The sequence below is a fragment of the Streptomyces sp. NPDC001406 genome, from assembly GCF_042895285.1.
Lineage (GTDB): Bacteria > Actinomycetota > Actinomycetes > Streptomycetales > Streptomycetaceae > Streptomyces.
The window spans coordinates 456,182-481,926 of record NZ_JBIAWG010000002.1 but is presented as its reverse complement, the minus strand read 5'-3'; the positions used below and the strand labels follow the sequence as shown (position 1 = coordinate 481,926).

At 71.0% G+C, this 25,745-nt stretch carries 25 protein-coding genes and 2 pseudogenes; 15 read left to right on the top strand and 12 right to left on the bottom strand.

Annotated elements, in window-relative coordinates; translation table 11 throughout:
- Nucleotides 1-61: 61 nt before the first annotated feature.
- The 10 genes from ACFY1J_RS06270 to ACFY1J_RS06225 all read left to right on the top strand — a co-directional run bounded on the left by ACFY1J_RS06270 (nucleotide 62) and on the right by ACFY1J_RS06225 (nucleotide 9,261).
- A complete protein-coding gene (locus ACFY1J_RS06270) occupies nucleotides 62-1,762 on the top strand; it encodes a nitrite/sulfite reductase (protein ID WP_390707333.1) in 1,701 nt (566 codons plus the stop codon).
- Nucleotides 1,759-1,938, top strand: coding sequence for a hypothetical protein (locus ACFY1J_RS06265; protein WP_316752968.1), 180 nt, complete (start codon nucleotides 1,759-1,761; stop codon nucleotides 1,936-1,938). Before ACFY1J_RS06270 ends, ACFY1J_RS06265 begins: the two co-directional genes overlap by 4 nt.
- Nucleotides 1,935-2,645: a phosphoadenylyl-sulfate reductase gene (locus ACFY1J_RS06260; protein WP_390707334.1), complete on the top strand. Its 711-nt coding sequence runs from the start codon at nucleotides 1,935-1,937 to the stop codon at nucleotides 2,643-2,645. The genes ACFY1J_RS06265 and ACFY1J_RS06260 overlap by 4 nt, the downstream gene beginning before the upstream one ends.
- 1 nt (nucleotide 2,646) lies before the next feature.
- A complete protein-coding gene (gene cysC / locus ACFY1J_RS06255; protein ID WP_390707335.1) occupies nucleotides 2,647-3,216 on the top strand; it encodes an adenylyl-sulfate kinase in 570 nt (189 codons plus the stop codon).
- Complete coding sequence (gene cysD / locus ACFY1J_RS06250; protein WP_390707336.1) at nucleotides 3,213-4,151, top strand: sulfate adenylyltransferase subunit CysD; 939 nt, start codon at nucleotides 3,213-3,215, stop codon at nucleotides 4,149-4,151. Before cysC ends, cysD begins: the two co-directional genes overlap by 4 nt.
- A gap of 2 nt (nucleotides 4,152-4,153) precedes the next feature.
- On the top strand, nucleotides 4,154-5,488 hold the full coding sequence (locus ACFY1J_RS06245) for a sulfate adenylyltransferase subunit 1 (RefSeq protein ID WP_390707337.1): 1,335 nt from the start codon (nucleotides 4,154-4,156) through the stop codon (nucleotides 5,486-5,488).
- Nucleotides 5,489-5,714: 226 nt separating this feature from the next.
- On the top strand, nucleotides 5,715-6,821 hold the full coding sequence (locus ACFY1J_RS06240) for an aliphatic sulfonate ABC transporter substrate-binding protein (RefSeq protein ID WP_390707338.1): 1,107 nt from the start codon (nucleotides 5,715-5,717) through the stop codon (nucleotides 6,819-6,821).
- A 34-nt stretch (nucleotides 6,822-6,855) separates the two neighbouring features.
- On the top strand, nucleotides 6,856-7,641 hold the full coding sequence (locus ACFY1J_RS06235) for an ABC transporter ATP-binding protein (RefSeq protein ID WP_390707339.1): 786 nt from the start codon (nucleotides 6,856-6,858) through the stop codon (nucleotides 7,639-7,641).
- Nucleotides 7,628-8,512 (top strand): ABC transporter permease, encoded by an 885-nt coding sequence (locus ACFY1J_RS06230; RefSeq protein ID WP_390707340.1) that lies wholly within the window; start codon nucleotides 7,628-7,630, stop codon nucleotides 8,510-8,512. Before ACFY1J_RS06235 ends, ACFY1J_RS06230 begins: the two co-directional genes overlap by 14 nt.
- Before the next feature lie 5 nt (nucleotides 8,513-8,517).
- Nucleotides 8,518-9,261 carry a sirohydrochlorin chelatase gene (locus ACFY1J_RS06225; protein WP_390707341.1) on the top strand — a complete coding sequence of 248 codons (744 nt, stop codon included), beginning with the start codon at nucleotides 8,518-8,520 and terminating at the stop codon, nucleotides 9,259-9,261.
- On the opposite strand, the gene ACFY1J_RS06220 is transcribed toward ACFY1J_RS06225, so the two are convergent.
- Nucleotides 9,258-10,091 carry a helix-turn-helix domain-containing protein gene (locus ACFY1J_RS06220; RefSeq protein WP_390730766.1) on the bottom strand — a complete coding sequence of 278 codons (834 nt, stop codon included), beginning with the start codon at nucleotides 10,089-10,091 and terminating at the stop codon, nucleotides 9,258-9,260. The two genes, ACFY1J_RS06225 and ACFY1J_RS06220, sit on opposite strands and share 4 nt — an antisense overlap.
- Before the next feature lie 244 nt (nucleotides 10,092-10,335).
- Between ACFY1J_RS06220 and ACFY1J_RS06215 the strand changes: the two genes are divergently transcribed.
- Nucleotides 10,336-11,640, top strand: coding sequence for an MFS transporter (locus ACFY1J_RS06215; protein WP_390730765.1), 1,305 nt, complete (start codon nucleotides 10,336-10,338; stop codon nucleotides 11,638-11,640).
- Nucleotides 11,641-11,835: 195 nt separating this feature from the next.
- Here ACFY1J_RS06215 and ACFY1J_RS06210 read toward each other — a convergent pair whose 3' ends face one another.
- From ACFY1J_RS06210 to ACFY1J_RS06185, 6 genes and pseudogenes are all read right to left on the bottom strand, one after another.
- Nucleotides 11,836-12,039: a hypothetical protein gene (locus tag ACFY1J_RS06210; RefSeq protein ID WP_390707344.1), complete on the bottom strand. Its 204-nt coding sequence runs from the start codon at nucleotides 12,037-12,039 to the stop codon at nucleotides 11,836-11,838.
- Complete coding sequence (locus ACFY1J_RS06205; RefSeq protein WP_390707345.1) at nucleotides 12,036-12,353, bottom strand: hypothetical protein; 318 nt, start codon at nucleotides 12,351-12,353, stop codon at nucleotides 12,036-12,038. Before ACFY1J_RS06205 ends, ACFY1J_RS06210 begins: the two co-directional genes overlap by 4 nt.
- Nucleotides 12,354-12,409: 56 nt before the next feature.
- Nucleotides 12,410-13,027 (bottom strand): DsbA family protein, encoded by a 618-nt coding sequence (locus ACFY1J_RS06200; protein WP_390730764.1) that lies wholly within the window; start codon nucleotides 13,025-13,027, stop codon nucleotides 12,410-12,412.
- Nucleotides 13,028-13,099: 72 nt separating this feature from the next.
- On the bottom strand, nucleotides 13,100-13,678 hold the full coding sequence (locus ACFY1J_RS06195; protein ID WP_390707347.1) for a TIGR03086 family metal-binding protein: 579 nt from the start codon (nucleotides 13,676-13,678) through the stop codon (nucleotides 13,100-13,102).
- Nucleotides 13,679-13,688: 10 nt separating this feature from the next.
- A pseudogene (locus ACFY1J_RS06190) lies at nucleotides 13,689-14,243 on the bottom strand (ketopantoate reductase family protein); the annotation flags it as partial.
- 46 nt (nucleotides 14,244-14,289) lie between these two features.
- Nucleotides 14,290-14,841 (bottom strand): DUF1697 domain-containing protein, encoded by a 552-nt coding sequence (locus ACFY1J_RS06185; protein ID WP_390707348.1) that lies wholly within the window; start codon nucleotides 14,839-14,841, stop codon nucleotides 14,290-14,292.
- 372 nt (nucleotides 14,842-15,213) lie between these two features.
- Here ACFY1J_RS06185 and ACFY1J_RS06180 point away from each other — a divergent pair, with 372 nt between their 5' ends.
- Entirely contained in the window at nucleotides 15,214-17,460 is a 2,247-nt protein-coding gene (locus ACFY1J_RS06180) for an MMPL family transporter (RefSeq protein WP_390707349.1), read from the top strand.
- Nucleotides 17,461-17,527: 67 nt separating this feature from the next.
- Here ACFY1J_RS06180 and mgt read toward each other — a convergent pair.
- A pseudogene (gene mgt, locus ACFY1J_RS06175) lies at nucleotides 17,528-18,779 on the bottom strand (macrolide-inactivating glycosyltransferase).
- A gap of 104 nt (nucleotides 18,780-18,883) precedes the next feature.
- Here mgt and ACFY1J_RS06170 point away from each other — a divergent pair.
- The gene (locus ACFY1J_RS06170; RefSeq protein WP_390707350.1) at nucleotides 18,884-19,747 is read left to right on the top strand and encodes a phosphotransferase enzyme family protein; all 864 of its coding nucleotides are present in this window, start codon (nucleotides 18,884-18,886) and stop codon (nucleotides 19,745-19,747) included.
- Nucleotides 19,748-19,770: 23 nt separating this feature from the next.
- Here the strand turns inward: ACFY1J_RS06170 and ACFY1J_RS06165 are convergent, their stop codons facing one another.
- Nucleotides 19,771-20,679 carry a LysR family transcriptional regulator gene (locus ACFY1J_RS06165; protein ID WP_390730763.1) on the bottom strand — a complete coding sequence of 303 codons (909 nt, stop codon included), beginning with the start codon at nucleotides 20,677-20,679 and terminating at the stop codon, nucleotides 19,771-19,773.
- Between the two features lie 94 nt (nucleotides 20,680-20,773).
- On the opposite strand from ACFY1J_RS06165, the gene ACFY1J_RS06160 reads away from it, so the two are divergent.
- Both ACFY1J_RS06160 and ACFY1J_RS06155 read left to right on the top strand, forming a co-directional pair.
- Entirely contained in the window at nucleotides 20,774-21,730 is a 957-nt protein-coding gene (locus tag ACFY1J_RS06160; RefSeq protein ID WP_390707352.1) for a DMT family transporter, read from the top strand.
- Nucleotides 21,700-22,197: a YbaK/EbsC family protein gene (locus ACFY1J_RS06155; RefSeq protein WP_390707353.1), complete on the top strand. Its 498-nt coding sequence runs from the start codon at nucleotides 21,700-21,702 to the stop codon at nucleotides 22,195-22,197. Before ACFY1J_RS06160 ends, ACFY1J_RS06155 begins: the two co-directional genes overlap by 31 nt.
- Before the next feature lie 9 nt (nucleotides 22,198-22,206).
- Here the strand turns inward: ACFY1J_RS06155 and ACFY1J_RS06150 are convergent, their stop codons facing one another.
- The 3 genes from ACFY1J_RS06150 to ACFY1J_RS06140 all read right to left on the bottom strand — a co-directional run bounded on the left by ACFY1J_RS06150 (nucleotide 22,207) and on the right by ACFY1J_RS06140 (nucleotide 25,704).
- Nucleotides 22,207-22,938, bottom strand: a complete 732-nt coding sequence (locus ACFY1J_RS06150; RefSeq protein ID WP_390707354.1) for a 3'-5' exonuclease — start codon at nucleotides 22,936-22,938, stop codon at nucleotides 22,207-22,209.
- A 104-nt stretch (nucleotides 22,939-23,042) separates the two neighbouring features.
- Nucleotides 23,043-24,281 (bottom strand): SAV2148 family HEPN domain-containing protein, encoded by a 1,239-nt coding sequence (locus ACFY1J_RS06145; RefSeq protein WP_390707355.1) that lies wholly within the window; start codon nucleotides 24,279-24,281, stop codon nucleotides 23,043-23,045.
- 103 nt (nucleotides 24,282-24,384) lie between these two features.
- Nucleotides 24,385-25,704, bottom strand: coding sequence for a copper amine oxidase (locus ACFY1J_RS06140; protein ID WP_390707356.1), 1,320 nt, complete (start codon nucleotides 25,702-25,704; stop codon nucleotides 24,385-24,387).
- Nucleotides 25,705-25,745: the final 41 nt, after the last annotated feature.

Genomic DNA, 25,745 nt, shown 5'->3' with positions numbered 1-25,745 from the left:
CTCATGTGCCCATACGCGCAGGTCAGAGCCGCTTTCCGCCTGTCCCGAAGGACGTAGAACCATGGCCGCCACCCCGGAGAACCCTGCCGCCTCGGCGCCCCGACGCAAGGTGAGCCGTCACCGCGGCGAGGGTCAGTGGGCCGCGGGTCACTTCACCCCGCTCAACGGCAACGAGCAGGTCAAGAAGGACGACGACGGTCTCAATGTGCGGACACGCATTGAGACGATCTACTCCAAGCGTGGCTTCGACTCCATCGACCCCAGCGATCTGCGCGGGCGTATGCGCTGGTGGGGGCTGTACACCCAGCGGCGCCCCGGAATCGACGGCGGCAAGACCGCGATCCTGGAGCCGGAGGAGCTGGACGACGAGTACTTCATGCTGCGGGTGCGGATCGACGGCGGTGCGCTGACCACCCAGCAGCTGCGGGTCATCGGTGAGATCTCCCAGGAGTTCGCGCGCGGCACCGCGGACATCACCGACCGGCAGAACGTGCAGTACCACTGGATCCGGATCGAGGACGTCCCCGCGATCTGGGAGCGGCTGGAGGGTGTGGGCCTGTCCACCGTCACCGCCTGCGGCGACACGCCGCGTGTGATGATCGGCTCGCCTGTCGCGGGCATCGCCGAGGACGAGATCATCGACGCCACTCCCGCGCTGGAGGAGATGAAGCGCCGCGTCCTGAACAACAAGGCGTACTCCAACCTCCCCCGCAAGTTCAAGACGGCCATCTCGGGGTCGCCGCTCCTTGACGTGGTGCACGAGATCAACGACGTCGCGTTCGTCGGTGTGCGCCACCCCGAGCACGGACCGGGCTTCGACGTATGGGTCGGCGGCGGTCTGTCCACCAACCCCAAGCTGGGCGTGCGGCTCGGCGCCTGGGTGCCCATCGACGAGGTGCCGGACGTCTACGAGGGCGTCATCTCGATCTTCCGTGACTACGGCTACCGCCGGCTGCGCAACCGGGCCCGGTTGAAGTTCCTCGTCGCCGACTGGGGCGCGGAGAAGTTCCGGCAGGTGCTGGAGGACGAGTACCTGGGCGGGCGCAAGCTGATCGACGGACCCGCTCCCGAGCAGCCCGTCCAGCAGTGGCGCGACCACATCGGTGTGCACCGGCAGCAGGACGGCCGGTACTACGTCGGGTTCGCGCCGCGGGTCGGCCGCGTCGACGGCGCCACGCTCACGAAGATCGCCGAGCTGGCGGAGGCCCACGGTTCGGGCCGGGTGCGCACCACCGTCGAGCAGAAGATGATCGTCCTCGATGTCGAGGAGGGGCAGGTCGACTCGCTCGTCGAGGGCCTGGAGGCGCTGGACCTCACCGCCCGGCCGTCCTCGTTCCGGCGCGGCACGATGGCCTGCACCGGCATCGAGTTCTGCAAGCTCGCCATCGTCGAGACCAAGCAGCGCGGCGCGCAGCTGATCGACGAACTGGAGCGCCGCCTGCCGGACTTCGACGAGCCCCTCACCATCAACCTCAACGGCTGCCCGAACGCCTGTGCCCGTATCCAGGTGGCGGACATCGGTCTCAAGGGCCAGCTCGTCGTGAACGACCAGGGCGAGCAGGTCGAGGGCTACCAGGTGCACCTCGGTGGCGCGCTGGGCCTGGAGGCCGGGTTCGGCCGCAAGGTCCGCGGTCTGAAGGTGACGTCGGACGAACTGCCCGACTACATCGAGCGGGTGCTGAAGCGCTTCCAGGCCGAGCGCGAAGCCGACGAGCGGTTCGCCACCTGGGCCGCGCGAGCTTCAGAGGAGGCCCTGTCGTGAGCGAGCGGGCTGCCCCCTTCTACTGCCCCTACTGCGGCGACGAGGACCTGCGTCCGAGCGAGCAGGGCCACGGCGCCTGGGAATGCGCGGCCTGCAACCGCGCATTCCAGCTGAAGTTCCTCGGGCTGCTGGCCCGGGGGGTTCAGCGAGCCGACAACGGAGGGGATCAGACATGACGACGGCTCAGGAAGAGCGCACCGCCGAGGAGTTGAAGGCACTGGCCGAGCGGGCCGGACGCGAGCTGGAGGACGCCTCCGCGCTGGAGATCCTCCAGTGGGCGGCGGACACCTTCGGCAAGCGCTTCTGCGTGACCTCCTCCATGGAGGACGCGGTGGTCGCGCATCTCGCCTCCCGCGCGATGAAGGGCGTCGACGTCGTCTTCCTCGACACCGGCTACCACTTCCCGGAGACCATCGGCACCCGTGACGCGGTCGAGGCCGTGATGGACGTCAACGTCATCACGCTCACGCCGCGCCGGACGGTGGCCGAGCAGGACGCGGAGTACGGCCCGAGGCTGCACGACCGCGACCCGGACCTGTGCTGCAAGCTGCGCAAGGTCCAGCCGCTGGAGGAGGGCCTGAAGGACTACCAGGCCTGGGCGACCGGCCTGCGCCGCGACGAGTCCCCGACCCGGGCGAACACCCCGGTCGTCGGCTGGGACGAGAAGCGCCGGAAGGTCAAGATCTCCCCCATCGCCCGCTGGGCGCAGGAGGACGTGGACGCGTACGTCGCCGAACACGGCGTACTGACCAACCCCCTGCTGATGGACGGCTACACCTCCGTGGGCTGCGCCCCCTGCACCCGCCGCGTCCTGGAGGGCGAGGACGCGCGGGCCGGCCGCTGGGCGGGCCGGGCCAAGACCGAGTGCGGGCTGCACGGCTGACATGACCGTGCCTTCTACGACATTGGAGAACGACGTGACGACCGGAGCCACCGTCTGGCTCACGGGTCTGCCGAGCGCCGGCAAGACCACCATCGCGCACGAGCTGGCCGGCCGGCTGCGCGAGGAGGGCCACCTCGTCGAGGTGCTCGACGGCGACGAGATCCGCGAGTTCATCTCGGCGGGCCTCGGCTTCAGCCGCGAGGACCGGCACACCAACGTGCAGCGCATCGGCTTCCTCGCCGAACTGCTGGCCCGTAACGGCGTCAAGGCGCTCGTCCCGGTCATCGCGCCCTACGCCGACAGCCGCGAGGCGGTGCGCAAGCGCCACCACGAGAACGGGACGACGTACCTGGAGGTGCACGTGGCCACCCCGGTCGAGGTGTGCTCCGTACGCGATGTGAAGGGTCTGTACGCCAAGCAGGCCGCGGGCGAGCTGTCGGGGCTCACGGGGGTCGACGACCCGTACGAGGCGCCCGAGACGCCCGATCTGCGGATCGAGTCGCAGAACCAGACCGTGCAGGAGTCCGCGGCGTCGGTGCACGCCCTGCTCAGTGAGAGGGGACTGGCATGACGGCGATCGTCGTGACGGCCGAGGAGGGCACGGGCACGCCGTACGCCCTCTCCCACCTGGACTCCCTGGAGTCCGAGGCGGTCCATATCTTCCGTGAGGTGGCGGGCGAGTTCGAGCGGCCGGTGATCCTGTTCTCCGGCGGCAAGGACTCCATCGTCATGCTGCACCTGGCGCTGAAGGCGTTCGCCCCGGCGGCCGTGCCCTTCTCGCTGCTGCATGTGGACACCGGACACAACTTCCCCGAAGTGCTGGAGTACCGGGACCGTGTGGTCGCCGCACATGGGCTGCGCCTCCATGTGGCCTCCGTACAGGACTACATCGACCGCGGTGTGCTCAAGGAGCGTCCCGACGGGACCCGTAACCCGCTCCAGACCGTCCCGCTCACCGAGAAGATCCAGAGTGAGAGGTTCGACGCCGTCTTCGGCGGCGGACGCCGCGACGAGGAGAAGGCACGGGCCAAGGAGCGGGTGTTCTCCCTGCGCGACGAGTTCTCGCAGTGGGACCCGCGCCGCCAGCGGCCCGAGCTGTGGAACCTCTACAACGGCCGGCACGCCCCCGGCGAGCACGTCCGCGTCTTCCCGCTCAGCAACTGGACCGAGCTGGACGTCTGGCAGTACATCGCCCGCGAGGGCATCGAGCTGCCCGAGATCTACTTCGCGCACGAGCGCGAGGTGTTCCAGCGGGCCGGGATGTGGCTGACGGCGGGCGAGTGGGGCGGTCCGCGCGAGAACGAGACCGTCGTGAAGCGGCAGATCCGCTACCGCACCGTCGGCGACATGTCCTGCACCGGCGCCGTGGACTCCGACGCCACGACGCTGGACGCCGTGATCGCCGAGATCGCCGCCTCCCGGCTCACCGAGCGCGGCGCCACCCGCGCCGACGACAAGCTCTCCGAGGCCGCGATGGAAGACCGCAAGCGCGAGGGGTACTTCTAAGCATGAGCACGACGACGACCGAGGAACTCTCGGCCACCACCCTGCTGCGGTTCGCCACCGCGGGCTCCGTCGACGACGGCAAGTCCACCCTCGTCGGCCGGCTGCTGCACGACTCCAAGTCGGTCCTCGCCGACCAGTTGGAGGCCGTGGAGCACGCCTCCCGCAACCGCGGCCAGGACGCCCCCGACCTGGCGCTGCTCACCGACGGCCTGCGCGCCGAACGCGAGCAGGGCATCACCATCGACGTGGCCTACCGCTACTTCGCCACGCCCCGCCGACGCTTCATCCTCGCCGACACCCCCGGCCATGTGCAGTACACCCGCAACATGGTCACCGGCGCCTCCACCGCCGAGCTCACGGTGATCCTGGTCGACGCCCGCAACGGCGTCGTCGAGCAGACCCGCCGGCACGCCGCCATCGCCGCCCTCCTGCGCGTCCCGCACGTGGTCCTCGCGGTCAACAAGATGGACCTCGTCGACTACCAGGAGCCGGTGTTCGCCGCGATCGCCGAGGAGTTCACGGCGTACGCGACCGAGCTGGGCGTCCCGGAGGTCACCGCGATCCCGATCTCGGCGCTCGCCGGTGACAACGTCGTGGAGGCATCCGCGAACATGGACTGGTACGGCGGCCCGACCGTGCTGGAGCACCTGGAGACCGTCCCGGTCAGCCACGACCTGGCGCACTGCCATGCGCGGCTGCCCGTGCAGTACGTGATCCGGCCGCAGACCGCCGAGCACCCGGACTACCGGGGCTACGCGGGCCAGATCGCCGCCGGTACCTTCCACGTGGGCGAGCAGGTGACGATCCTGCCGTCCGGCCGTGCGACCCGGATCTCGGGCATCGACCTGCTGGGCAAGCCGGTCGACACGGCCTGGACGACGCAGTCGGTGACCGTGCTGCTGGAGGACGACATCGACGTCTCGCGCGGCGATCTGATCGTGCCCAGCAAGGACGCCCCGCCGACCACCCAGGACGTCGAGGCGACGGTCTGCCACGTGGCCGACCAGCCGCTGACCGTCGGACACCGGGTGCTGCTCAAGCACGGCACCCGCACGGTCAAGGCGATCGTCAAGGACATCCCGTCCCGTCTCACGCTCGACGACCTGTCCCTGCACCCGCACCCGGGACAGCTCGTCGCCAACGACATCGGCCGGGTGAAGATCCGTACCGCCGAGCCGCTGCCGGTCGATGCCTACGCGGACTCGCGGCGCACGGGTTCCTTCATCCTGATCGACCCGAGCGACGGCACCACGCTCACCGCGGGCATGGTCGGCGAGTCGTTCGCCTCTCCGGAGCCGGTCAAGGACGAGGCCGACGACGACGGTTGGGACTTCTGAGCATGAAGACCTCCGATTTCTTCTCGATGTTCGCGAAGGAGGGCGGCCGCGTCGGCAGCGGCGCCCTCGGCAGCGGGCAGGGCGGAGTGGCGCGATGTGCGCGGTGACGTACGCGCACTGCCCGCGCGCCCTCACCCCCCACTGCCTGCGCAAACGAAAACCTGCCGAACTCCCGGCCACGACCTGAGAGGCCGTGACCGCCGGGCCAACGAGAGGAACACCTCCCGTGCCTGCCAGTACCGCCCTTCGCCGCACCTTCGCGGTCATAGCCGCGCTTCCCCTGCTCACCCTCGCCGCCTGCGGCTACGGCTCCAAGGCCGCTGACGACACCGCCGACGCGAAGGTCGCCGCCGGAGCCAAGAAGATCGACGGTCTCGATTCCGTCAAGATCGGCTACTTCGGCAACCTCACCCACGCCACCGCGCTGGTCGGCAACCAGAAGGGCTTCTTCCAGAAGGAGCTGGGCGCCACCCGGGCCAAGTACCAGGTCTTCAACGCGGGCCCGTCCGAGATCGAGGCCCTCAACTCGGGCTCCATCGACATCGGCTGGATCGGCCCCTCCCCCGCGATCAACGGCTACACCAAGTCGGACGGCAAGAACCTGCGCATCATCGGCGGTTCGGCGTCGGGCGGTGTGAAACTCGTGGTGAACCCGGAGAAGATCAAGTCCCTGAAGGACGTCAAGGGCAAGAAGATCGCGACCCCGCAGCTCGGCAACACGCAGGACGTGGCGTTCCTGAACTGGGTCGCGGAGCAGGGCTGGAAGGTCGACCCGGAGAGCGGCCAGGGCGATGTGTCGGTGGTCCGCACCGACAACAAGGTGACCCCGGACGCCTACAGGTCCGGCTCCGTCGACGGCGCCTGGGTGCCGGAGCCCACCGCGTCCAAGCTGGTCGCCGAGGGCGCCAAGGTACTCCTCGACGAGTCGGCGCTGTGGCCGGACAAGAAGTTCGTGATCACGAACATCATCGTGTCGCAGAAGTTCCTCACGGAGCACCCGAAGGCCGTCGAGGCGGTCCTGAAGGCGTCGGTCGAGACCAACAAGTGGATCAACGCCAACCCGGACGAGGCGAAGGCCGCGGCCAACAAGCAGCTGGGGATCGACTCCGGCAAGGAGCTGCCGGCCGACGTCCTGGACCCGGCGTGGAAGTCCATCCAGATCACCGACGACCCGCTGGCCACCACGCTCGACACCGAGGCGCAGCACGCGGTCAAGGCGGGTCTGCTGGAGAACCCGAAGCTGGCCGGCATCTATGACCTCGTCCCGCTGAACAAGGTCCTCGAGGCCGAGGGCGCCAGCACCGTCGACGACGCCGGTCTCGGCGTCAAGTAAGTCCGGACCCGAGAGTTCCCAGGAGGTGACGATCATGGCAACCGCCCTCGCCAAGGCCGATGACGTCGAGGTGGTCGAGTACGCCGCCCGCATCGAGCACGTCTCGAAGTCCTTCGCCGGGCCCGCCGGGCAGCAACTCGTCCTCGACGACATCACGCTGGATGTCGCGCCGGGCGAGTTCGTCACCCTCCTGGGGGCCTCGGGCTGCGGCAAGTCGACCTTGCTGAACCTGGTGGCGGGGCTGGACAAGCCCTCCGCCGGCAGCATCGCGACCCATGGGCGCCCGGCCCTGATGTTCCAGGAGCACGCCCTGTTCCCGTGGCTGACCGCGGGCAAGAACATCGAACTCGCCCTCAAGCTGGGGGGCGTTCCGAAGGGCGAGCGGCGCGGCCGGGCCGAGGAGCTGCTCGAACTCGTACGGCTGAAGGGCTCGTACGGCAAGCGGGTGCACGAGCTGTCGGGCGGTATGCGCCAGCGCGTGGCCATGGCCCGTGCGCTCGCCCAGGACAGCCGGCTGCTGCTGATGGACGAGCCGTTCGCGGCGCTCGACGCGATCACCCGCGACCTGCTGCACGACGAACTGACCCGGATCTGGGAGGAGACGGGGCTGTCCGTCCTGTTCGTCACGCACAACGTGCGCGAGGCGGTGCGGCTCGCGCAGCGGGTCGTGCTGCTGTCGTCCCGTCCGGGCCGGGTGGCCCGTGAGTGGCGGGTGGACATCCCGCAGCCGCGGCGTATCGAGGACGCGCCGGTCGCCGAACTGTCCCTCGAAATCACCGATGTACTGCGTGGGGAGATCCGCCGTCATGGCCAGCACTGAGACGAAGACCGCCACGGACGCGGCAAGCGTCGAGGCCGGCCTGGACGCGCTGGAGACCGCCGTCACCGGCCGGACGCCGTTCCGGCAGACCTTCACCAGCAAGATCCTGCCGCCGCTCGTCGCCACCGCGGTGGTCCTGGTCGTGTGGCAGGCGCTGATCTCGTTCAAGATCGTGGACGATCCGACGAAGCTGCCGTCGCCCGCCGACGTGGGCGCCGAGTTCAAGGACGCCTGGCTGGAAGGCAAGCTGCTCGACTACATCTGGACGAGTGTCTCGCGCGGTCTGCTGGGCTTCCTGTTCGCGCTGGCCATCGGCACACCGCTGGGGCTGCTGGTGGCGCGCGTGAAGTTCGTGCGCGCGGCGATCGGCCCGGTCCTGTCCGGTCTGCAGTCGCTGCCGTCGGTGGCGTGGGTGCCGCCCGCGGTGATCTGGCTGGGCCTGAACAACTCGATGATGTACGCGGTGATCCTGCTCGGCGCGGTCCCGTCCATCGCCAACGGCCTGGTCTCCGGTATCGACCAGGTGCCGCCGCTGTTCCTGCGGGCGGGCCGCACGATGGGGGCGACGGGTGTGAAGGGCGCCTGGCACATCGTCCTGCCGGCCGCGCTGCCGGGCTATCTGGCGGGTCTGAAGCAGGGCTGGGCCTTCTCCTGGCGCTCGCTGATGGCCGCGGAGATCATCGCCTCCTCCCCCGACCTGGGCATCGGCCTGGGCGCGCTGCTGGAGAACGGCCGCAACGCGAGTTCCATGGCGATGGTGTTCGAGGCCATCTTCCTGATCCTGTTCGTCGGCATCGCCATCGACCTGCTGATCTTCAGCCCGCTGGAGCGGTGGGTGCTGCGCAGCCGCGGCCTGCTGGTGAAGAGCTGATACCCATGTCCCACAAGCCGGTCCTTCTGGTCATCGCCCACGGCAGCCGCGACCCGCGGCACGCCGCGACCGTGCACGCCCTGGTGCGGCGGGTGCGGTCGCTGCGGCCGGGGCTGCGCGTGGAGACCGGCTTCCTGGACTTCAACATCCCGTCCGTGCACGGGGTGCTGGAGTCGCTGGCGGCGGAGGGCGTACGTGAGGTCGTGGCCCTTCCCCTCCTGCTGACCCGCGCGTTCCACGCGAAGGCGGACATCCCCGCGGTCCTGCGGGACGCCCCGCCGCAGCTGCGGATCCGGCAGGCCGAGGTGCTCGGCCCGTCCCCGCTGCTGCTGTCGGCGCTGGAACGCCGGTTGTACGAGGCGGGCCTGACGCCCGCCGACAAGTCCTCGACCGGGGTCGTACTGGCCTCGGCGGGGTCCAGTGACCCGGAGGCGATCGCAGTGATCGCAGCAATCGCGCGGGAGTGGCGGCACACCGGTTGGTGCGCCGTGCGACCTGCGTTCGCCTCCGCATCCCTTCCCCGCACCGAGGACGCGGTCCGCGAACTCCGCGCCCTCGGCTGCAAGCGCGTCGCCGTCGCCCCGTACGTCCTGGCCCCCGGCTTCCTGCCGGACCGCATAGCGCGCGGCGCGGCCGAGGCGGACATCCTGGCCGACGTCCTCGGCCCGGCGCCGGAGGTCGCACGCGTCCTCCTGGAGCGGTACGACACGGCACGCGCTCCTATGCCCCTGGCCGCCGTGGGTGCCTAGCGGGACAGCTCGTCGCCCAGGCGGGTTCGTGCGTAGCGGACGATCCTGCCGGTGCGGGCGCGGGTGAGCAGGCCCGCGTCGTAGAGGACGGCCAGGTGCTGGCTGACCGCGCCCGGGGTGACATCGAGGCGGTGGGCGAGTTCCGTGGTGGACGCCGGTTCCGCGAGCAGCAGGAGCAGACGGGCGCGGGAGCGGCCCAGCAGGCGTATCAGGGCGCGGTCGGTGACCGGGGGCGGCTCCTCGGAGAGGGTGGCGCGGCCGCGTGCCGGATAGATGAGCACCGGGGGCAGCGAGTGGTCGAGCACCGTCTGCGCGCCCTTGGCGAAGATCGTCGGCATCAGCACCAGTCCGCGGCCGGCGATGCGGATGTGACCCGAAGGCCAGGGGGCGGTGTCGGGCGGGCGGGTCAGCGAGAGATGCTCGTCGCTCCACACGAGCCGCGGATCGAGCCCGGAGAACAACGCGCCCGCGCCCTGTTCCGCCAACACCCGTGCCTGGTGGGCGAGATCGGCCTCCAGGATGGTCTGCACCCGCGGCCACCAGTCGGCGGCGAGACAGGTACGCCAGTACGCGTCGACCGCGTCCGCGAGCCGGGCGAGGAACGCCGTGGGGTCGGCGAGGCCGCGCGCGACGACGGGCGGCAGGGCCTCCTCGGTGCGGTAGGTGGCCAGGAAGTCGGCGACGACCACGTCCACCGGGGTGGCGCGGACCTGGTCCAGTTCGTCGGCGAAGGCGGGGCGGGCCCGCTCGGGGCGCGGGGTGACGAAGTCCGGCAACCACAGCCAGGGAGCAACGAGGGCGGTGAGCAGTTCGCGGTCGAGGGACTCCATGCGGGGGCGGATACGGCGCAGCCAGGGACGGTGGTGGGGATGGGGGTCCCCCCTGCTCGAGCGAAGCCGAGAGCTTGGGGGAGGGCCGGGTCGTGCAGACAGCGCAGTGAGAACAGCGCCTCCTGCAGCGGGGAGTAGGCGAAGGAGGTGGTGGCGAGGTCGTCGACGGCGAAGCGGAACTCAATCATTGAGCGCCACGCTAAATGATTGTCGGCGTCCCGTGGCCGAGCGGTTCGCTGGTCCCATGACGACGACACCGGATTCCCCGGCCTCCGGCCCAGTGGCGGACGCGCGCCCTGAGCGTGCCACCCGAGCCGGCGGGCTGCTCCCCGCCGACCCGGCCCTGCGCAGGGCCACGCTCCTCACCGTGGTCAACTCCCTCGGCAACGGACTCTACTTCCCGCTGGGTGTCCTGTACTTCACCCGCATCGTCGGCCTCGACGCCACCGCGGTCGGCTTCGGCATGACGGTCGCGGGCCTGGTCGGTGTGGTGGCGGGCGTCCCGGCGGGACGGGCCGCCGACCGGTGGGGCGCCCGGCAGGTGGGGGCGCTGCTGTGGGGCGGCACCGGGGTGGCCACGGCGGCCTACGTCCTGGTGGACTCGTACGCCGGTTTCCTGCTCTCGGTGGTGTGCGCGACCGGGCTGCAGATGGCCAGTCGCGGGGTGCAGGGCGCGATCTACGCGGACGTGCTGCCCGCGGCGACCCGGGTGGAGGCGCGCGCCTATCTGCGGATGGTCACGAACGTGGGCATCGGCGTGGGCGGTGTGTTCGGGGCCGTGGCGCTCCAACTCGACACGCGGGCCGCGTATGTGACGGCAATCGTGCTGAACGCGCTGTCGTTCCTCGGGCCCGCTCTGATGGTGCGCCGGCTGCCGCTGGCGCCGCACGCGCGGGACCGTCAGCCGCACGCGGCCCACGCACCGGCCGCCGACCGCTGGCGTGCGGTGCGGGACCTGCCGTATCTGGCGGTGACCGTGCTGAACGCGGTGCTGTGCGTGCAGTACACCCTGACCGAGGTCGGCCTGCCGCTGTGGATCGTCGAGCGCACCGAGGCACCGCGCTGGACGGCGGCCCTGCTTCTGATCGTCAACTGCGTACTGGTGGCGCTGCTCCAGGTGCGGGTGGCCCGGCGTGCCTCCCAAGTCCCTTCTGCCGTAAGGGCGATGACCTGGGCCGGCCCGCTGCTGACGGCGTCCTGCGCCGCCTACGCCGTGTCGGCGGGGCTGCCCGCGGTGTGGGCGGTACTGGCGCTGGCCGTGGGCGCGGTGGTGCAGGTCCTCGCCGAGGTGCTGTCCGCGGCGGGCGGCTGGACGCTCGGTTACGAACTAGCCGACGCCCGCGCCCACGGCGTCTATCAGGGTGTGTTCGGTGCGGGCATGTCCGCCGGGATGATGGCGGGCCCGGCGCTGGTCACGGTGACGGCGATCCAGCACGGCAGGGTGGGCTGGGCGGTGCTGGGCGTGCTGTTCGCGGCGGCCGGTCTCGCGGTGCGTCCCGCCGTGCGCTGGGCCGGACGGGACGGTGACTGGCGGGGCGAGCCCGCCTGACGGGGCCGATGGGCCGTCCGCGGTCCGGCGCTCCCCTGTGACGTCGGACCGCGGACGGTCGGCGGGCACACGGCTGCCGGCTCGCGCGAGCCTCATTGCCGTGTCCCGCTTTTGATACTGCGTCTCCGGCGGCGAACGTGTCACACCAGGGGAGTTATCCATCGCAGTCGGGCCGGAATGGCCAACAGCGCGGCATTATGGGGCAGTTGCTCGCGTCGTCGCCGTGACCGTGGCCGCGGGTCCGGTACCGGCCGCCGTCCCCGCCGCGACGGTCACGGTGTTGGAGGTGCCGGGCCGCAGCCCGCCGATCACCCGGAACATGCCCTTGGCGGAGGGCTGGGTGACCAGGACGTCCCGGCCGGTGACATCGATCGGGGCCCGGCCGTCGGAGACCGTCACCCGGTAGTGCGGGCCCGCTGGGCGCGCACTCCGTCGACGTACAACTGCCGTGTGGTGGTGAGCCCTTGCGGTGCCCGCGCGGGGTCGGCGCTCAGGTTCCCGGCCCTGGCACGGACCAGGTCGCGGGCGCGCTCCAGGGTGCGGACGGGATGTCGGAGGGTGCCGTCAGCGTGGTCGTCGCCGACGGGTGAGACTTGGACGTCCATGGAGGCGGCCCGCGGCGGTGCGGCGAGGGCCGAGGGCCCGGCCACCACCCCGAGGACGAGGGCGGCGGAGGCGAGGGTGACGAGGGCGGCTCTTCGGTGCGTGGGCATATACCCCTCCGTGGGATCAGCCTGTACCCAACGCCGGGAAAGGTAGGAGCACTCGATCAGTCGAAGCGGAGCGCTCCCGTGCGGGTGCGCTTGAGCTCGAAGAAGTCCGGGTGGGCGGCCAGGACCCGGAAGCTGTCGAACAGTTCGGCCGCCGTGGCCCCGCGCGGAATGGCGCGCAGCACCGGGCCGAACCACACCGTCCCGTCGACGCGCAGGGTGGGCGTGCCCACATAGGCGCCGGTCTCCGGTTCGGCTCCGGAGTCATGGCTGCGGCGCACCGCGTCGTCGTACGACGGGTCGTGCGCGGCGGCCGCGAGGTCGGCCGGAAAGCCGAGTTCGGTGAGCGACTCGGCGACGACCGTGTCGAAGTCCTTGATCCCGCGGTCGTGGATCCGCGTACCGAGCGCGGTGTACAGGTCCCGCAGCACCTGCTCGCCGTGCCGTTCGGCCGCGGCCACGGCGACCCGCACCGGACCGATCGACCGGTCCACCAAGTCCCGGTACCAGTCGGGGAGTTCGTTGCCGGTGTTGTGGAGGTACAGGCTCATCACATGGAACTGGAGGTCGAGCGGGCGTTCGCGCTCGACCTCCAGCAGCCAGCGGGAGGTGATCCAGGCGAAGGGGCAGGCGGGGTCGAAGTGGAAGTCGACCCGAGTGGGCGCGGAGTACGTCATACCGATGACGCTAGTCCGCGAGTGGCACAGGGTATCGGCCCAATCTCGCACGCTTTCACTGGCCCAATGACACTACCGTCGGGGGTCCCGACCGCTCGCCGCCAGTGCCCGCTCGAAGACGGGCGCGTCGTCCGGCACCGGCACCGGGTCGGCGAAGCCGTCGTACTGGCGGTAGAGCTCGCCGTGGGTCTCGACCACGTCGAGGACTAGCCGGGCCGCGCCCTCGGAGACGCGGTACTCCTGGCCGGTGGCGGTCGCCACGTCCCAGCCGTGCACCGCCAGCTCCTTGATGATCATCGAGGCGAGTTCGGCGGCCGGCATCCTGGCCATGCCGAGGTCGACCTCGCCCTCCCACACCTTCGGGTCCGCCCAGGCGGCGACCGCGCGGTCCAGCTGGGCGGCGTACGCCTCGGCCCAGTCGGGGTCGGCGGTGAAGTCGCGGGCGGTCAGCTCCTCGGGGAGCTGCTTGCGCAGGGCGCGGTGCTCCAGGCCGTGCGAGGTGTACAGGACCCAGTGGTTGACCAGGGCGCGGACGTCCCAGTCGGTGCAGTGGCTCTTGTGGTCGAGCTGTGCCGCCGCGACTCCGCGCGCGACGCGCGCCGCCTCGGCGGCACATTCGATCATGTACGGGTGCATGTCGTCGTACGTCATGCCCCTCACGCTAGGAAGGCCCGGCTCGGCCTTCTTGAACAAACGCGACAGCGTCGTCCGCCAGCCGCACGAGCTCGTCGACCGGCATCGATCCGGCGGCCCGCCGCTCGCGCGCGAACCGGTTGGCGAGCCGCTGGAGCAGCTCGTTCAGCGGGGTCGGCACGCCGTGCAGACGTCCGAGCAGGACGATCTCGCCGTTCAGACAGCCGGCCTCGATGGTGCCGGTGCCGCGGTCGAGGGACTGCCAGGAGGAGCCGCCGCCCCGCCGGACGCCGTCGAGCGGGACGAGGGTGACCTTGTCGCCACGCGCCGCCCGCTGTTCCCCGGCGCTCGCGTACGCGATCCCGACGGCGTCGAGCACGTCCTCGCCCTCGGCCCGCATCCGGGCGTAGAGGTCGCGGCCGGCCTCGTCCACGACAGGGCCGCTGACCGCCTCGATGGCGTCGCCGAGGTTGCCGAGCAGCTTGGCGTACTGCCGGCGGGCCACGTCGGCCACCACCGGCGCCTCGAAGCGGGACGCCGCCAGGTCGGCGGCGATCCGGTGTGCGGTGTCGTCGGTGCCGTGCCCCGCGAGGTTCTCTCCCTGTCGCCCTTCCTGGGCCCGCGCACGGTCACTCTTGCGCGGCGGTGAGCTCCACCAGCTTCACGACGGTGTTCCAGTTCCGGGTCGTGGCGATCAGCCCCTTGGTGATCCGCGGCCGGGACAGGACCGCCGCCAGCCTGGACTGGCCGAGGCCCGCCGGAACGTACAGGTACAGCGCGCGGTCGCCGAGCCGGAACTCCTCGGGGAGGTGGGCGGCCGCGTCGATGTCCGCGAAGCGCTCGGCGGTGACCGGCGCGGAGAAGTACGTGACGTGGAGCTCCTTGCCCTGCAGCTCGGCCGCCGGGAAGGGGCAGGCGCCGGCCACCGCCGCCAGATAGGCGTGGTCGCGCACGATCACCTCGACGGTGAACCCGAAGTGCTTCTCGATCGCCTCGGTGAGTTCCGCGGCCAGGGACTCCTCGTCGCCGCGGACGGCACCGAAGACGGCCTGCCCGCTCTGCAGATGGGTGCGTACGCCCTGGAGACCGAGTCCCTCCATGAGCTGCCGGAGCTCGGCCATCGGGAGCTTCCTCCTGCCGCCCAGATTGATCCCGCGCAGCAGCGCCGCATACGTCTTCATCCCGACACCATAGAGCGGCCGTCGTGCCCCGTGGGGGTGGGCACGACAGCCGCTCGCCCGTGGCCGGGCTGCGCGAAACTCTGGCCGATCAGGTGGGTGCGAATCAACCACTACACGCAGCTGTGACTTGTTCAACAAGGTTTCGCAATCACAAAGTGGATCTCTGCCGACGGAACGGACAGCCCTGATCGCCATCCCCGAGACGCACCGATAGATGTAAGGGCCCAGCATCCTCCTCAGCGATGAGAACAAGGCTGCGCACTTCACCGGAGAGCACGACGAGACCTTCTTATCCGCCCCATACCTTCGAATCGAACGCAGCAAAGACGTGGCGGCGGGGGCCGTCACCGCACACGAGGGGGCAATCCCGTCATGGGGAACGGAGACATACGGGTGCGGGGCCTGGCCGCCCGGGCCGGCGGATGGAGCGCCCGGCACCGCTGGGCGGCCGTCGGCATCTGGGTGCTGTTCGTCGTCCTGGCCATGGGACTCGGTTCGGCGGCGGGCCGCGTCGACGTCGACGAGTCCGACCAGTTGTCGGGCGAGACCCACACCGCCGCGAAGATCATCGATGACGCGGGCATCAAGAACCCGGCGAGCGAGACGGTCCTGGTCCAGTCGAAGGACGGATCCGTCAAGGCCACGGACGCCGAGTTCCGGGCCACCGTCGCCGACGTCGTCAAGGCCGTCGAGGGCACCGGCAAGGTCACCGGCGTCACCTCGCCGTACGACAACCGGAGCATCTCGAAGGACGGCCACAGCGCGCTGGTGCAGTTCGACATGCGCGGCGACACGGACACCGCGGCCGACCGGGTCGAGCCGGTGCTGAAGGCCGTCGCGGGCGTGCAGAAGAACCACGAGACGGTGCGGGTCGAGGAGATCGGCTCCGCCAGCATGCAGAAGCAGTACAAGGACGCCTTCGGGGACGACTTCAAGAAGGCGGAGCTCTCCGCCGTGCCGGTGGCGCTCGGCATTCTGCTCATCGCCTTCGGCGCGCTGGTGGCCGCGCTGCTGCCGGTGGCGCTGGCGGTCACCGCGATCATGGCGACGATGGGTCTGATGGGCATCGTCAGCCATCTGCAGCCGATGAGCGACACCGCGAACTCCGTGATGCTGCTGGTCGGCATGGCGGTCGGCGTCGACTACTGCCTGTTCTATCTGCGCCGGGAGCGCGAGGAGCGGGAGGCCGGTCGTGACGCGGGGGCCGCGCTGCGGATCGCCGCCGCCACCAGCGGCCGCGCGATCATCGTCTCCGGTGTCACGGTGTGCGTGGCGATGGCGGGCATGCTGTTCACCGGGCTCCCCGAGTTCGAGGCGATGGGCCTGGCCTCGCTGATGGTCGTGGCCGTCGCCATGGTCGGTTCCGTGACCGTCCTGCCCGCGCTGCTGTCCCTGCTGGGCGAGCGCGTCGAGAAGGGCCGGATCCCGTTCCTGGGCCGCCGCAAGCGGCGCGGCGGCGGCTCGGAGAGCCGGTTCTGGACCGCCGTCCTGCGGGGCGTGCTCGCCAAGCCCCTGATCTCGGTCGTCGTCGCGACGGGCGCCCTGCTCGCGGTCGCGGCTCCCGCCCTCGGGATGAAGACCTCGCAGCTCACGCTGGACCAGGAGTTCGGCAACTCGCTGCCGATCGTGCAGACGTACGACCGGCTCAACGACGCCTTCCCGGGCGGCTCCGAGCCGGCCTCGGTGGTCGTCAAGGCGAAGGACATCAACGCGCCCGAGGTGCGTCAGGCGCTGGCCGACTTCAAGAAGCAGGCGATCGAGTCGGGCGCCTCGCAGGGCCCGATCGACATCAAGCTCCACGACGCGCAGAACGTGGCCCTGGTGTCCGTGCCGCTGGTCGGCGGCTCCGACATGGGCAGGGCGACCAAGAGCCTGGAGACGCTGCGCGACGAGGTGCGGCCCGCCACGCTCGGCAAGGTCGACGGCGTGGAGGCGCCGGTCACCGGACAGGTCGCGGGCAACCACGACTTCAACGACCAGCTGATCGGTTCCGTGGTCCCGGTCTTCGCCTTCGTGGTGGTCTTCGCCTTCCTGCTGATGCTGCTGTCGTTCCGCTCGCTGACCGTCGCGATCACGTCCATCGTGCTGAACCTGCTGTCGGTGGGCGCGGCCTACGGCATCCTCGTCGCCGTCTTCCAGCACGGCTGGGGTGCCTCGCTGGTGGGCGCGGAGGGCGTCGGCGCCATCGTGACCTGGCTGCCGCTGTTCCTCTTCGTGATCCTGTTCGGCCTGTCGATGGACTACCACGTGTTCGTGGTCTCCCGGATCCGCGAGGCCCGGCTGCGCGGCCGTACGACGAAGGACGCGATCCAGCACGGTGTGGTCACCACGGCCGGAGTCGTCACCAGCGCCGCGGTCATCATGGTCGCCGTGTTCGCGATCTTCGGCACGCTGTCCATGCAGTCCATGAAGCAGATGGGCGTGGGCCTGGCGGCCGCGGTGCTGATCGACGCGACGATCATCCGCGGTGTGCTTCTTCCCGCGGTGATGGCACTGCTCGGCGAGCGCAACTGGTACCTGCCGAAGTGGCTGCACCGAATGCCCGACCTCACCCACGACGAGTCGCCGGAGGCGGTGGCACCGGCGGTGCCGGAGGAGGGTGAACCGGTCCGGGTCTGACTCTTGGCCGAACCGCTGTGACACGAGGGCCCGTTGGTCTCCCCGGGGGGAACCAACGGGCCCTCGCTCATGCCCGACGCGCGGGCAGTTCGGCCTCGATGAGATCGGCCGCCCGCCGGGTTCCGCCCTCCAGCTCCATCCCGGCCCGGATCTCCTTCAGCCGCCGGGCGACCTCGGGGTCGTCGACCAGGGCGAGGGCGGCCGCGCGGAGGGTGTCCGCGGTCGCCTCCGGTGTGGGTACGTGCCGGGCGACGCCCAGCGCCTGGAGCATCTCGGCATTGCCGAACTGGTCCACGGCCTGCGGCACCGCGATCATCGGTGTGCCGGTGGCCAGCCCCTCCTGGCTGCCTCCCGCACCGGCGTGCGTGACGAACAGGTCGGCCTGCGCGAGGATCGCCAACTGCGGTACCCAGTCGCGCACTTCCACGGTCGCGGGTACGTCGCCCAGCTCGGCGGGGTCGACATGCCTGCCGACCTGGAGCACCAGGTGCCAGCCGGGCAGGTCCCCGAAGGCCTGCACACACTCCCGGTAGAAGGCGGGCTGCTTGGTGAAGGCCGAGCCGAGCGACACCAGCACCACCTTCTCGGCGCCCGGCGGACGCTGCCAGTCGCCCTGCTCGGCGCGGTCGCCCTGGCAGGCACCGACGAAGGAGTGGACGCGCTCGTCGACACGGTCGGCATGGGGCTGCAGCGCGCGTGGGATCAGCACCAGGGAGCGGGCGGGGCGGCCCACGAAGGCGTCCGGGTGCTCGCTGATCCCGTTCTCCTCCAGCCAGGCGTGGAAGCGGGCGTAGTAGGCCCGGCCCCGCTCGGTCCTCCTCGGTTCCGCCCACATCGGCTCGGCGACCTCCTCCTCGTAGCCCTCCCAGGCGACGAGGTTCGGCGAGAGCGAGACCGCGGGGACGCCCCAGCGGTGGGCGAGGACGCGGGCCGGGTAGGAGGTGATGTCGTGCAGGACGAGGTCGGGCTCGTCCCCCTCGTAGGCCGCGAGCAGTTGCGCAAGCGCCTGGACGGCATCCGCCAGGAAGGGCTCCACGTTGTCGAGCAGGGTGCTCCCCCAGGCCTCCGGGTCGGCGTCGGGGCCGGGCAGCGTCGAGTCGTACGGCACGGGCCGCGCACCGGTCGCCGCCACCCTCTCGGCGAACACCGGCGGGATCGCGTACGTCACCCGGTGTCCCCGTGCGACGAGTTCGCGGATCACCTCCAGACTCGGGTTCACATGGCCGTGGGTGGCGATGGAGAACATGGCGATGTGGGAGGGAGTGGTCATGGCGTCGAGCGTAAACGAGACGATACGTCTCGTTCAATTCAATAATGATCGCGCCAAGGGACCGTGCACCCCGTCCGACCTGTACGGATGCGAGACTGACGGTCGGACGGCGAGATCCTGACGCCGTCACGAGGCCGGACACGGAGGCGGGCGATGGACGAGGCACGGGCGCGGGACGTACTGGCCACGGCAGGGGTACTGCCGGGTCCGGCGCGGGACGCGCGGCTCCTCGCCCTCGGTGAGAACGCGGTGTTCGCCGCCGGTGATCTGGTCGTCAAGGTGGGCCGCGACGCCGAGCTGCTGGACCGGGCCCGGCGCGAGCTGGAGATCGCCGGCTGGCTCGCCGACGCGGGGGTGCCGGCGGTGCGGGCGGCCGGGTCCGAGCCGCTGCTGGTGGAGGGGCACCCGGTGACCGTGTGGCACCGGCTGCCCGAGCCCGTACGGCCCGCCGAACCGCGGGATCTGGCCGAACTGCTACGGCTGGTGCACGCCCTCCCCTCCCCCTCCTTCGCACTGCCGCCCCGCGAGCTGCTGGACGGTGTGGAGCGCTGGCTGCGGCTCGCGGGCGACGCGATCGACCCGGCGGACGCCGCCTGTCTGCGCGAGCGCCGCGACGGTTTCGCGGCGGCCGCGGCCGCGCTGACGCCCCAGCTGCCGCCGGGGCCGATCCACGGCGACGCGCTGCCCCGCAATGTGCACATCGGCCCCGACGGGCCGGTCCTGGTCGACCTCGAAACCTTCTCCGCCGATCTGCGCGAACACGACCTGGTGGTCATGGCCCTGTCCCTCGACCGGTACGGCCTGCCCGCCGAGGCCTACGACTCCTTCACCGAGGCCTACGGCTGGGACGTGCGGGCGTGGGAGGGCTGCTCGGTGCTGCGCGGCGCCCGCGAGACGGCCAGTTGCGCCTGGGTCGCCCAGCACGCCCCGGCCAACCCCAAGGCGCTGGCCGAGTTCCGGCGCCGGGTGGCGTCACTGCGGGACGGGGACGAGACGGTGCGGTGGTATCCGTTCTGAGCGGCTCTTGAGCCCCGCGCCCCTCAGAAAGTCGCCTCGCCCCGGACGGCGTGTGCCGCTCGCCTCAGTTCCGTCAGGACCGTGCGGACCGCCCTTCTCGCCGTGCGCTCGGGGCGGCACAGGACGTCGATGTGCCGCGTGGCCCGGACGCCGCTGAGCGGCCGCAGGACCAGTGCCGGATGCGGGCGCATGGTCCAGCGCGGCATCAGCGCGATCCCGCCGCCGGCGGCGACGGCCTCGGCGACCACCGCGAACTCATTGATGCGATGGGCCAGATGGAGCCGCCGGCCGGCCGCCGCGGCGATGGCCTCGATGGTGGCCATGACCGGGAACCCGTCATGCACGGTGATCCACGGCTGGTCGGCGACGTCGCGCGGCGTCACCCGGCGCTTGGCGGCGAGCGGGTGCCCGGCCGGCATCGCCACGTCGAGCGGCTCGTGCAGCAGGGTGGTCACGGTCACCGTGCGCGGCCAGGGCGGGGCGTGGTCCAGGCGGTGGGCGAGGACGAGGTCGTAGGCGCTGGTCAGCCTCGGGAAGTCCTCCTGCGGTACGTCCTCGTCGGCGAGCACGACCGTCGGCGCGTCCGGCCCGGCGAGGGCGCGCAGCAACAGCGGGAAGAAGGCCGCGCCCGCGCTGTGGAACGCCGCCAACGACACCTCGCCGTCCAGCCTGCCGACGAACTCCTCGACCGCGTGCCGGGCCCGGGCCAGCGCCGACTCGACCTCGACGGCCGCGTCCGCCAGCGCCTGTCCGGCGTCGGTGAGCACCAGGCGCCGCCCGTGCCGTTCGGTCAGCGGCACCGGGATCGAACGCTGGAGCAGCCGCAACTGCTGCGAGATCGCCGACGGCGTCACCAGCAGAGCCTCGGCGACCGCGGTGACGCTGCCCAGCTCGCCCAGCTCCCGCAGGATCCTCAGCTGCCGTTCGTCCACCCCGCCAGTGTAGGGCGACTGTGTAGGTCTACTAAAAGATCGTTTAAGAAAGTGGTTCTGGGCTTCAGGTACGTCGACGGTGCACCGTGGGCGGGTGACCGACGCCCGCCGTACCGACGCGGTACTCCTCCTGGTCGCGCTCGTCTGGGGTTCCAGCTATCTGTCCGCCCAGACGGCCGTGGCCGCGCTGCCCGTCCTCCTCGTCCTGTTCGCGCGCTACGCCCTCGCCGCGCTCCCCTGTCTCGGCCTCGTCGCCGCCCGGGGCGGACCGCGGTGGACCCGCGACGAGGTCCGCGCCGGGGTGCCGCTCGGTCTCACCCAGGCCGCGGTCCTGGTCGTGGAGACGTACGGCGTCGCCCACACCACGGCCGCCAACGCGGGCCTGATCATCAGCCTCACCATCGTGCTCACCCCGCTCCTCGACCGCACCGGCCGCCGGGGCGGTCCGCCTCCCGTGTTCTTCGCCGCGGCCGGCGTGTGTGTCCTGGCCGTCGGTCTGCTGATGTCCGGCAACGGCTTCCAGGCGCCGCGCCTCGGGGACCTGCTGATGCTCGCCGCGGCCGGCGTCCGGGCGGTGCACGTGGCCCTGGTCGGCCGGCTCACCGCCGACCGGACGATCCGCCCGCTGCACCTGACGGCGATCCAGACCCTGGTCGGCGCGGGACTGTTCCTCGCCCCCGCCGCCCGCGACCTTCCGTTGCTGGCCCGAGCCGACGCGGCGACCTGGGCGCAGCTGGTCTATCTCGCCCTGTTCTGCAGCGTGTTCGCCTTCCTCGTCCAGACCTGGGCCGTGCAGCGCACATCCGCCAGCCGGGCCAGCCTGCTGCTCGGCACCGAGCCGGTCTGGGCGGCGGCGGTGGGCATCGCCCTCGGCGGCGAACACCTCACCCCGCTCACGGCCCTGGGCGCGACCCTGATGGTCACCGGCACGTACTGGGGCCAGTCCGTGGAACGCGCCCACCGGGCAGCCGCGGCGTTCACGCCCACAGCACAACCCGAGAAGACCGAAGGGGACACCGCATGCCGAACCACGGCACTTACCAGCACCTGATCTCCCTGCTCGACGCCTCCCGCGTCGACTACCGGCTCATCGACCACGCACCCGAGGGGGCCACCGAGACCGTCAGCGCGCTGCGCGGCCATCCGGTGGAGCAGGCCGCGAAGTGCATCGTGCTGCGGGTCAAGATCGACCGCCGCACCACGCGCCACGTCCTCGCGGTGGTCCCCGGAGACCGGCGGGTGGATCTGGACGCCGTGCGGACGCTGTTCGAGGCACGCTATGTCGGCTTCAGCGACGCCGGAACCGCCGAGCGGCTCGCCCGCTCGGTGCCCGGCACGGTGCTGCCGTTCAGCTTCGATGCCGAGCTCGAACTCGTCGCCGACCCGGACGTCGTCGCCCAGCCGCGGCTGTACTTCAATGCCGCCCGGCTCGACCGCTCGCTGTGTCTCGCCGGCACCGACTACGCGAGGCTCGCCGGGCCCCGGGTGGCCCGCATCGCGAGCCCCGCGTCTGCGTGACCGCCCGGCTCAGACCTTTTCGTCCGTCAGGTTCGCCAGGTCGCGCAGTGGCCACACGCCGTCCACCACCGCTGTCGCGTCCCCCTTGCGGCGCAGGAAGTTCTGGAAGTCCGCCGCCCATTCGGCGTACCAGCCGATCTGACGGCGGTGCAGTTCCGCCGGGCCCAGGGATGCGATCTTGGGGTGGCGTTCGGCTATCGCGCCGGCCAGGCGGGCCGCGGCCAGGGCGTCGGCGGAGGCGTCGTGGGCGGTGTCGAGGGTGATGCCGTACTCCGCGCAGACGGCTTCGAGGTTGCGCTTGCCGCGGCGGTAGCGGTCGACCCGGCGGTCGATGGTGTACGGGTCGATGACCGGCGCCGGGTCGATGCCGCCGAGGCGGTCGGAGAGCGACGGCAGCTCGTAGCGCCGCAGTTCGGCGGAGAGCAGGGTGAGGTCGAAGGCCGCGTTGTAGGCGACGACGGGCACCCCCGTCTTCCAGTAGCCGGTGAGGACGTCCGCGATGGCGTCCGCGACCTGGTCGGCCGGCCGGCCCTCGGCCGCCGCACGCTCGTTGCTGATGCCGTGCACGGCCACCGCGTCGGCCGGGATCTCCACGCCCGGGTCCGCCAGCCACTCCCGGCGTCCCACGGGCTGTCCGGCCCTGACCTCTATCACGGCCCCCGTGACGATACGCGCCTCACGCGGATCGGTCCCGGTCGTCTCCAGGTCGAAGCCGATCAGCAGCTCCCGGTGCCAGCCCATCGGCGGCCCCCCTTCTTGGTGGTGCTTTCCCCCAGTGATCTCCACCATCGCATGCGCCACTGACAATCCAAGGACCGCATTCCGCTTCATCCTCCGCGGACGGCTCAGGACACGGGCCGTGAGTCCGCCCAGGTCAGCTCGAACTCCTCGCGGTATGTCGGAAAGAGGCCGCCTTCCTCCACATCGCCCGACTTGACCACGCGGCTTCCGTTGCGCAGCACCAGCACCGGCACCTCCATCCCGCGCGCCCCGCGCAGATAGGACTGCACCACGGCGACACCGTCCGCGTTGTCACCGTCCACGAGGTAGGCCGTGAAGCGCGGTGTCTCGTCGTACACCTGGATCTCGAAGGCGCCCGGATCCCGGAGGCGGGAGCGCACCCTGCGCATGTGCAGGATGTTCATCTCGACCGCGCGGCTCAGTTCGCCCCGTTTCATCCCGAGTTCGCGCTCGCGCCGCTTCACCGCGCTGGAGGCCGGGTTCAGGAAGAGCAGCCGCACCCGGCAGCCCGACTCGGCCAGGCGCACCAGCCGGCGCCCGGAGAAGTTCTGCACGAGCAGGTTGAGCCCGATGCCTATGGCGTCGAGACGGCGGGCGCCGCCGAAGATGTCCTCGGCGGGGAACTGGCGCAGCAGCCGCACCCGGTCGGGGTGCACGGCGACCACGTCCGCGTACCGGTCGCCGACCAGGTCCTCTACGGCGTCGACGGGCAGCCGGCGCGAGGACGGCACGTCGCTGCCCGTGCCGAGCATCTCCAGCAGCCGGGCGGAGGCGCGTTCGGCCTGGTTGAGCACGGCCTCGGACAGGGCCCGGTTGCGGGAGACGACGTTGCGGGTGACTTCGAGCTCGTCCAGGGCGAGTTCGACGTCCCGGCGCTCGTCGAAGTAGGGCTCGAAGCACGGCCAGTGCTGCACCATGAGTTCGCGCAGCTGGGGCAGCGTGAGGAAGCTGAGGACGTTGTCGTCCGCCGGGTCGAGCAAGTAGCCCTTGCGGCGGCTGACTTCGCGTACGGCGACGGCGCGCTGGACCCATTCCTGTCCGGCGGGGCCGGCCGCGGCGACCACCCATTCGTCGCCGTGGACGGGTTCGTAGATGGGGCGCAGAACAGCGGCCACGACCGCGCGCAGCCGCTGTTCGACGAGGTTCAGCCAGATGTAGGCCCGGCCGGCCCGCTGGGCGCGCGTACGCACCTCCAGCCAGGCGTCGGCGCCCCAGTCCAGCTCCGGCCCGATGGCACCGGCGTCCATGGGCCGTGCCAGGGACACCACGCCGGGCGGGACCTCTGTGGAGTTCCCCTCGTGACCCTCGTCACCAGGGGGCAACTCCAGCCCTCCCGAGCCCACCCGCGCACCGCCTTCCGCTCCCCCGAGCTCTCCCCGTGCCAACGATCAAGGAAGGGTACTCCGGGACCGGTCGGCGGTGCAGCCGGATGGACGGGTCCTTTTCTCAACTACGCGGCTGCCAGTGGCCGTTCTGCCATGCCAGCTCGTCGGGAGTGAGCGGATTCATAGCCGTGACGTCGCGCGGAGCGATGGCGAAGCCCTGCCAGTGGACCGGCATGGGCTGCTGGTCCTCGTCCCGGGCGATGTGGTGGAAGCCGACGTTCATCCAGACGATCGGGTGGGTGAGCGTCTGGCCGTTGACCCACTTGTCGACCGACTTGCCCGCGCCGGCGGGGCAGTTGCCCGGGTTGTTGCTGGCGAACTGCTCGCACTTGTTGTACTCGGTGAAGTAGACGTCGTGCTTGGTGAAACTGCGTCCCGGGTACCTGGTGGTCGGGCCGGGGACGATCTCGTACGAACGGGCGTGGTCGTCCTTGTTCTTGCCGGTGGCGCTGACCACCCGCCACCAGCGGTAGGTCTTGGCGTCGCCCGCGAGTTCCTTGGTGACCTTGGTGCGGGTGGTCTTGTTGGTCGGGGCCTCCTGGCCGCGGGCCGGCGCGGTGACCGCCGAGTCGTACTGCTCGACCTTCGTCTTGGAGGAGCCGTCCAGGCCGAAGTCCAGCCGCCAGAAGACGTTGTGGCTGTGGCTGGTGGCGTAGGCCTTGGCGCCCTTGCCGATGGGCCAGCCGCGGCCGTCACCGGCGTCGTAGTCGCCGTAGGAGAGGCTGCCGGTGGCGCCGACGTTCATGTTGACCGTGCCGTCGTCCTGGAAGCGCCACTCGGTCATGTACTCGTACCAGCCGACCTGGTTCACGGTGTAGACGAGCAGGTCCTTGCCCTGGGTCTGGTAGACCTTGTTCGCGCTGTTGCCCTGCATGCGGTAGGCGTGGCCGCGGGAGCGGGTGGTGGTGCACAGGCCCTTGACGTCGGCGTGCTGCGGGTCCCAGGAGTCCGGGACCCGGATGGTCTTGATGGTGCCGCCGGGGCACTCGCCCGGCGCCAGGTTCACCAGCCCCTGGGCGAAGCCGAAGCCCGTCAGGTCGTCGTACTCGACGCTTCCGTCGTCGTAGGGGACGTCGATCTGGGCCAGCCGGGCGCTGTTGAGGACCTTGATCGGCTCGGTCTCGCCCTTGGGCTGGTACGAGACGTTCTCCAGGACCAGTCCGGCCTTGCTGTCGTAGCGCCAGCACATCCGCCAGGTCGTGCCGGTGGCGAGCTTCTGCTCGATCTTGTAAGCGGCACTGCAGTCGGCGGCCGCCGCCCGGGCGGTCTTCGGCTGGGCGGCGGCCGGTCCCGCGCCGGTCGTCGCACCGGCGGCCAGCGCGGCCACGGACAGGCCCACGGCCGCCCGCCTGCGGGCACGGCTGATTCTGTTCGCGCGCATGAAGAAATGACTCCCTTGCAGGAGAAGCAGGTTGGAAAGGT

Excerpts from the sequence above, each read along its gene's own strand:
- ACFY1J_RS06225 (WP_390707341.1), top strand. The coding sequence starts at position 8,518 with ATGTCCCACAAGCCGGTCCTTCTGGTCATCGCCCACGGCAGCCGCGAC.
- ACFY1J_RS06260 (WP_390707334.1), top strand. The coding sequence starts at position 1,935 with ATGACGACGGCTCAGGAAGAGCGCACCGCCGAGGAGTTGAAGGCACTG.
- ACFY1J_RS06140 (WP_390707356.1), bottom strand. The coding sequence starts at position 25,704 with ATGCGCGCGAACAGAATCAGCCGTGCCCGCAGGCGGGCGGCCGTGGGC.
- ACFY1J_RS06245 (WP_390707337.1), top strand. The coding sequence starts at position 4,154 with ATGAGCACGACGACGACCGAGGAACTCTCGGCCACCACCCTGCTGCGG.
- ACFY1J_RS06270 (WP_390707333.1), top strand. The coding sequence starts at position 62 with ATGGCCGCCACCCCGGAGAACCCTGCCGCCTCGGCGCCCCGACGCAAG.
- ACFY1J_RS06200 (WP_390730764.1), bottom strand. The coding sequence starts at position 13,027 with ATGACGTACTCCGCGCCCACTCGGGTCGACTTCCACTTCGACCCCGCC.
- ACFY1J_RS06170 (WP_390707350.1), top strand. The coding sequence starts at position 18,884 with ATGGACGAGGCACGGGCGCGGGACGTACTGGCCACGGCAGGGGTACTG.
- ACFY1J_RS06215 (WP_390730765.1), top strand. The coding sequence starts at position 10,336 with ATGACGACGACACCGGATTCCCCGGCCTCCGGCCCAGTGGCGGACGCG.
- ACFY1J_RS06185 (WP_390707348.1), bottom strand. The coding sequence starts at position 14,841 with ATGAAGACGTATGCGGCGCTGCTGCGCGGGATCAATCTGGGCGGCAGG.
- ACFY1J_RS06220 (WP_390730766.1), bottom strand. The coding sequence starts at position 10,091 with ATGGAGTCCCTCGACCGCGAACTGCTCACCGCCCTCGTTGCTCCCTGG.
- ACFY1J_RS06180 (WP_390707349.1), top strand. The coding sequence starts at position 15,214 with ATGGGGAACGGAGACATACGGGTGCGGGGCCTGGCCGCCCGGGCCGGC.
- ACFY1J_RS06155 (WP_390707353.1), top strand. The coding sequence starts at position 21,700 with ATGCCGAACCACGGCACTTACCAGCACCTGATCTCCCTGCTCGACGCC.
- ACFY1J_RS06195 (WP_390707347.1), bottom strand. The coding sequence starts at position 13,678 with ATGACGTACGACGACATGCACCCGTACATGATCGAATGTGCCGCCGAG.
- cysC (WP_390707335.1), top strand. The coding sequence starts at position 2,647 with ATGACCGTGCCTTCTACGACATTGGAGAACGACGTGACGACCGGAGCC.
- ACFY1J_RS06150 (WP_390707354.1), bottom strand. The coding sequence starts at position 22,938 with ATGGGCTGGCACCGGGAGCTGCTGATCGGCTTCGACCTGGAGACGACC.
- ACFY1J_RS06235 (WP_390707339.1), top strand. The coding sequence starts at position 6,856 with ATGGCAACCGCCCTCGCCAAGGCCGATGACGTCGAGGTGGTCGAGTAC.
- ACFY1J_RS06230 (WP_390707340.1), top strand. The coding sequence starts at position 7,628 with ATGGCCAGCACTGAGACGAAGACCGCCACGGACGCGGCAAGCGTCGAG.
- ACFY1J_RS06205 (WP_390707345.1), bottom strand. The coding sequence starts at position 12,353 with ATGCCCACGCACCGAAGAGCCGCCCTCGTCACCCTCGCCTCCGCCGCC.
- cysD (WP_390707336.1), top strand. The coding sequence starts at position 3,213 with ATGACGGCGATCGTCGTGACGGCCGAGGAGGGCACGGGCACGCCGTAC.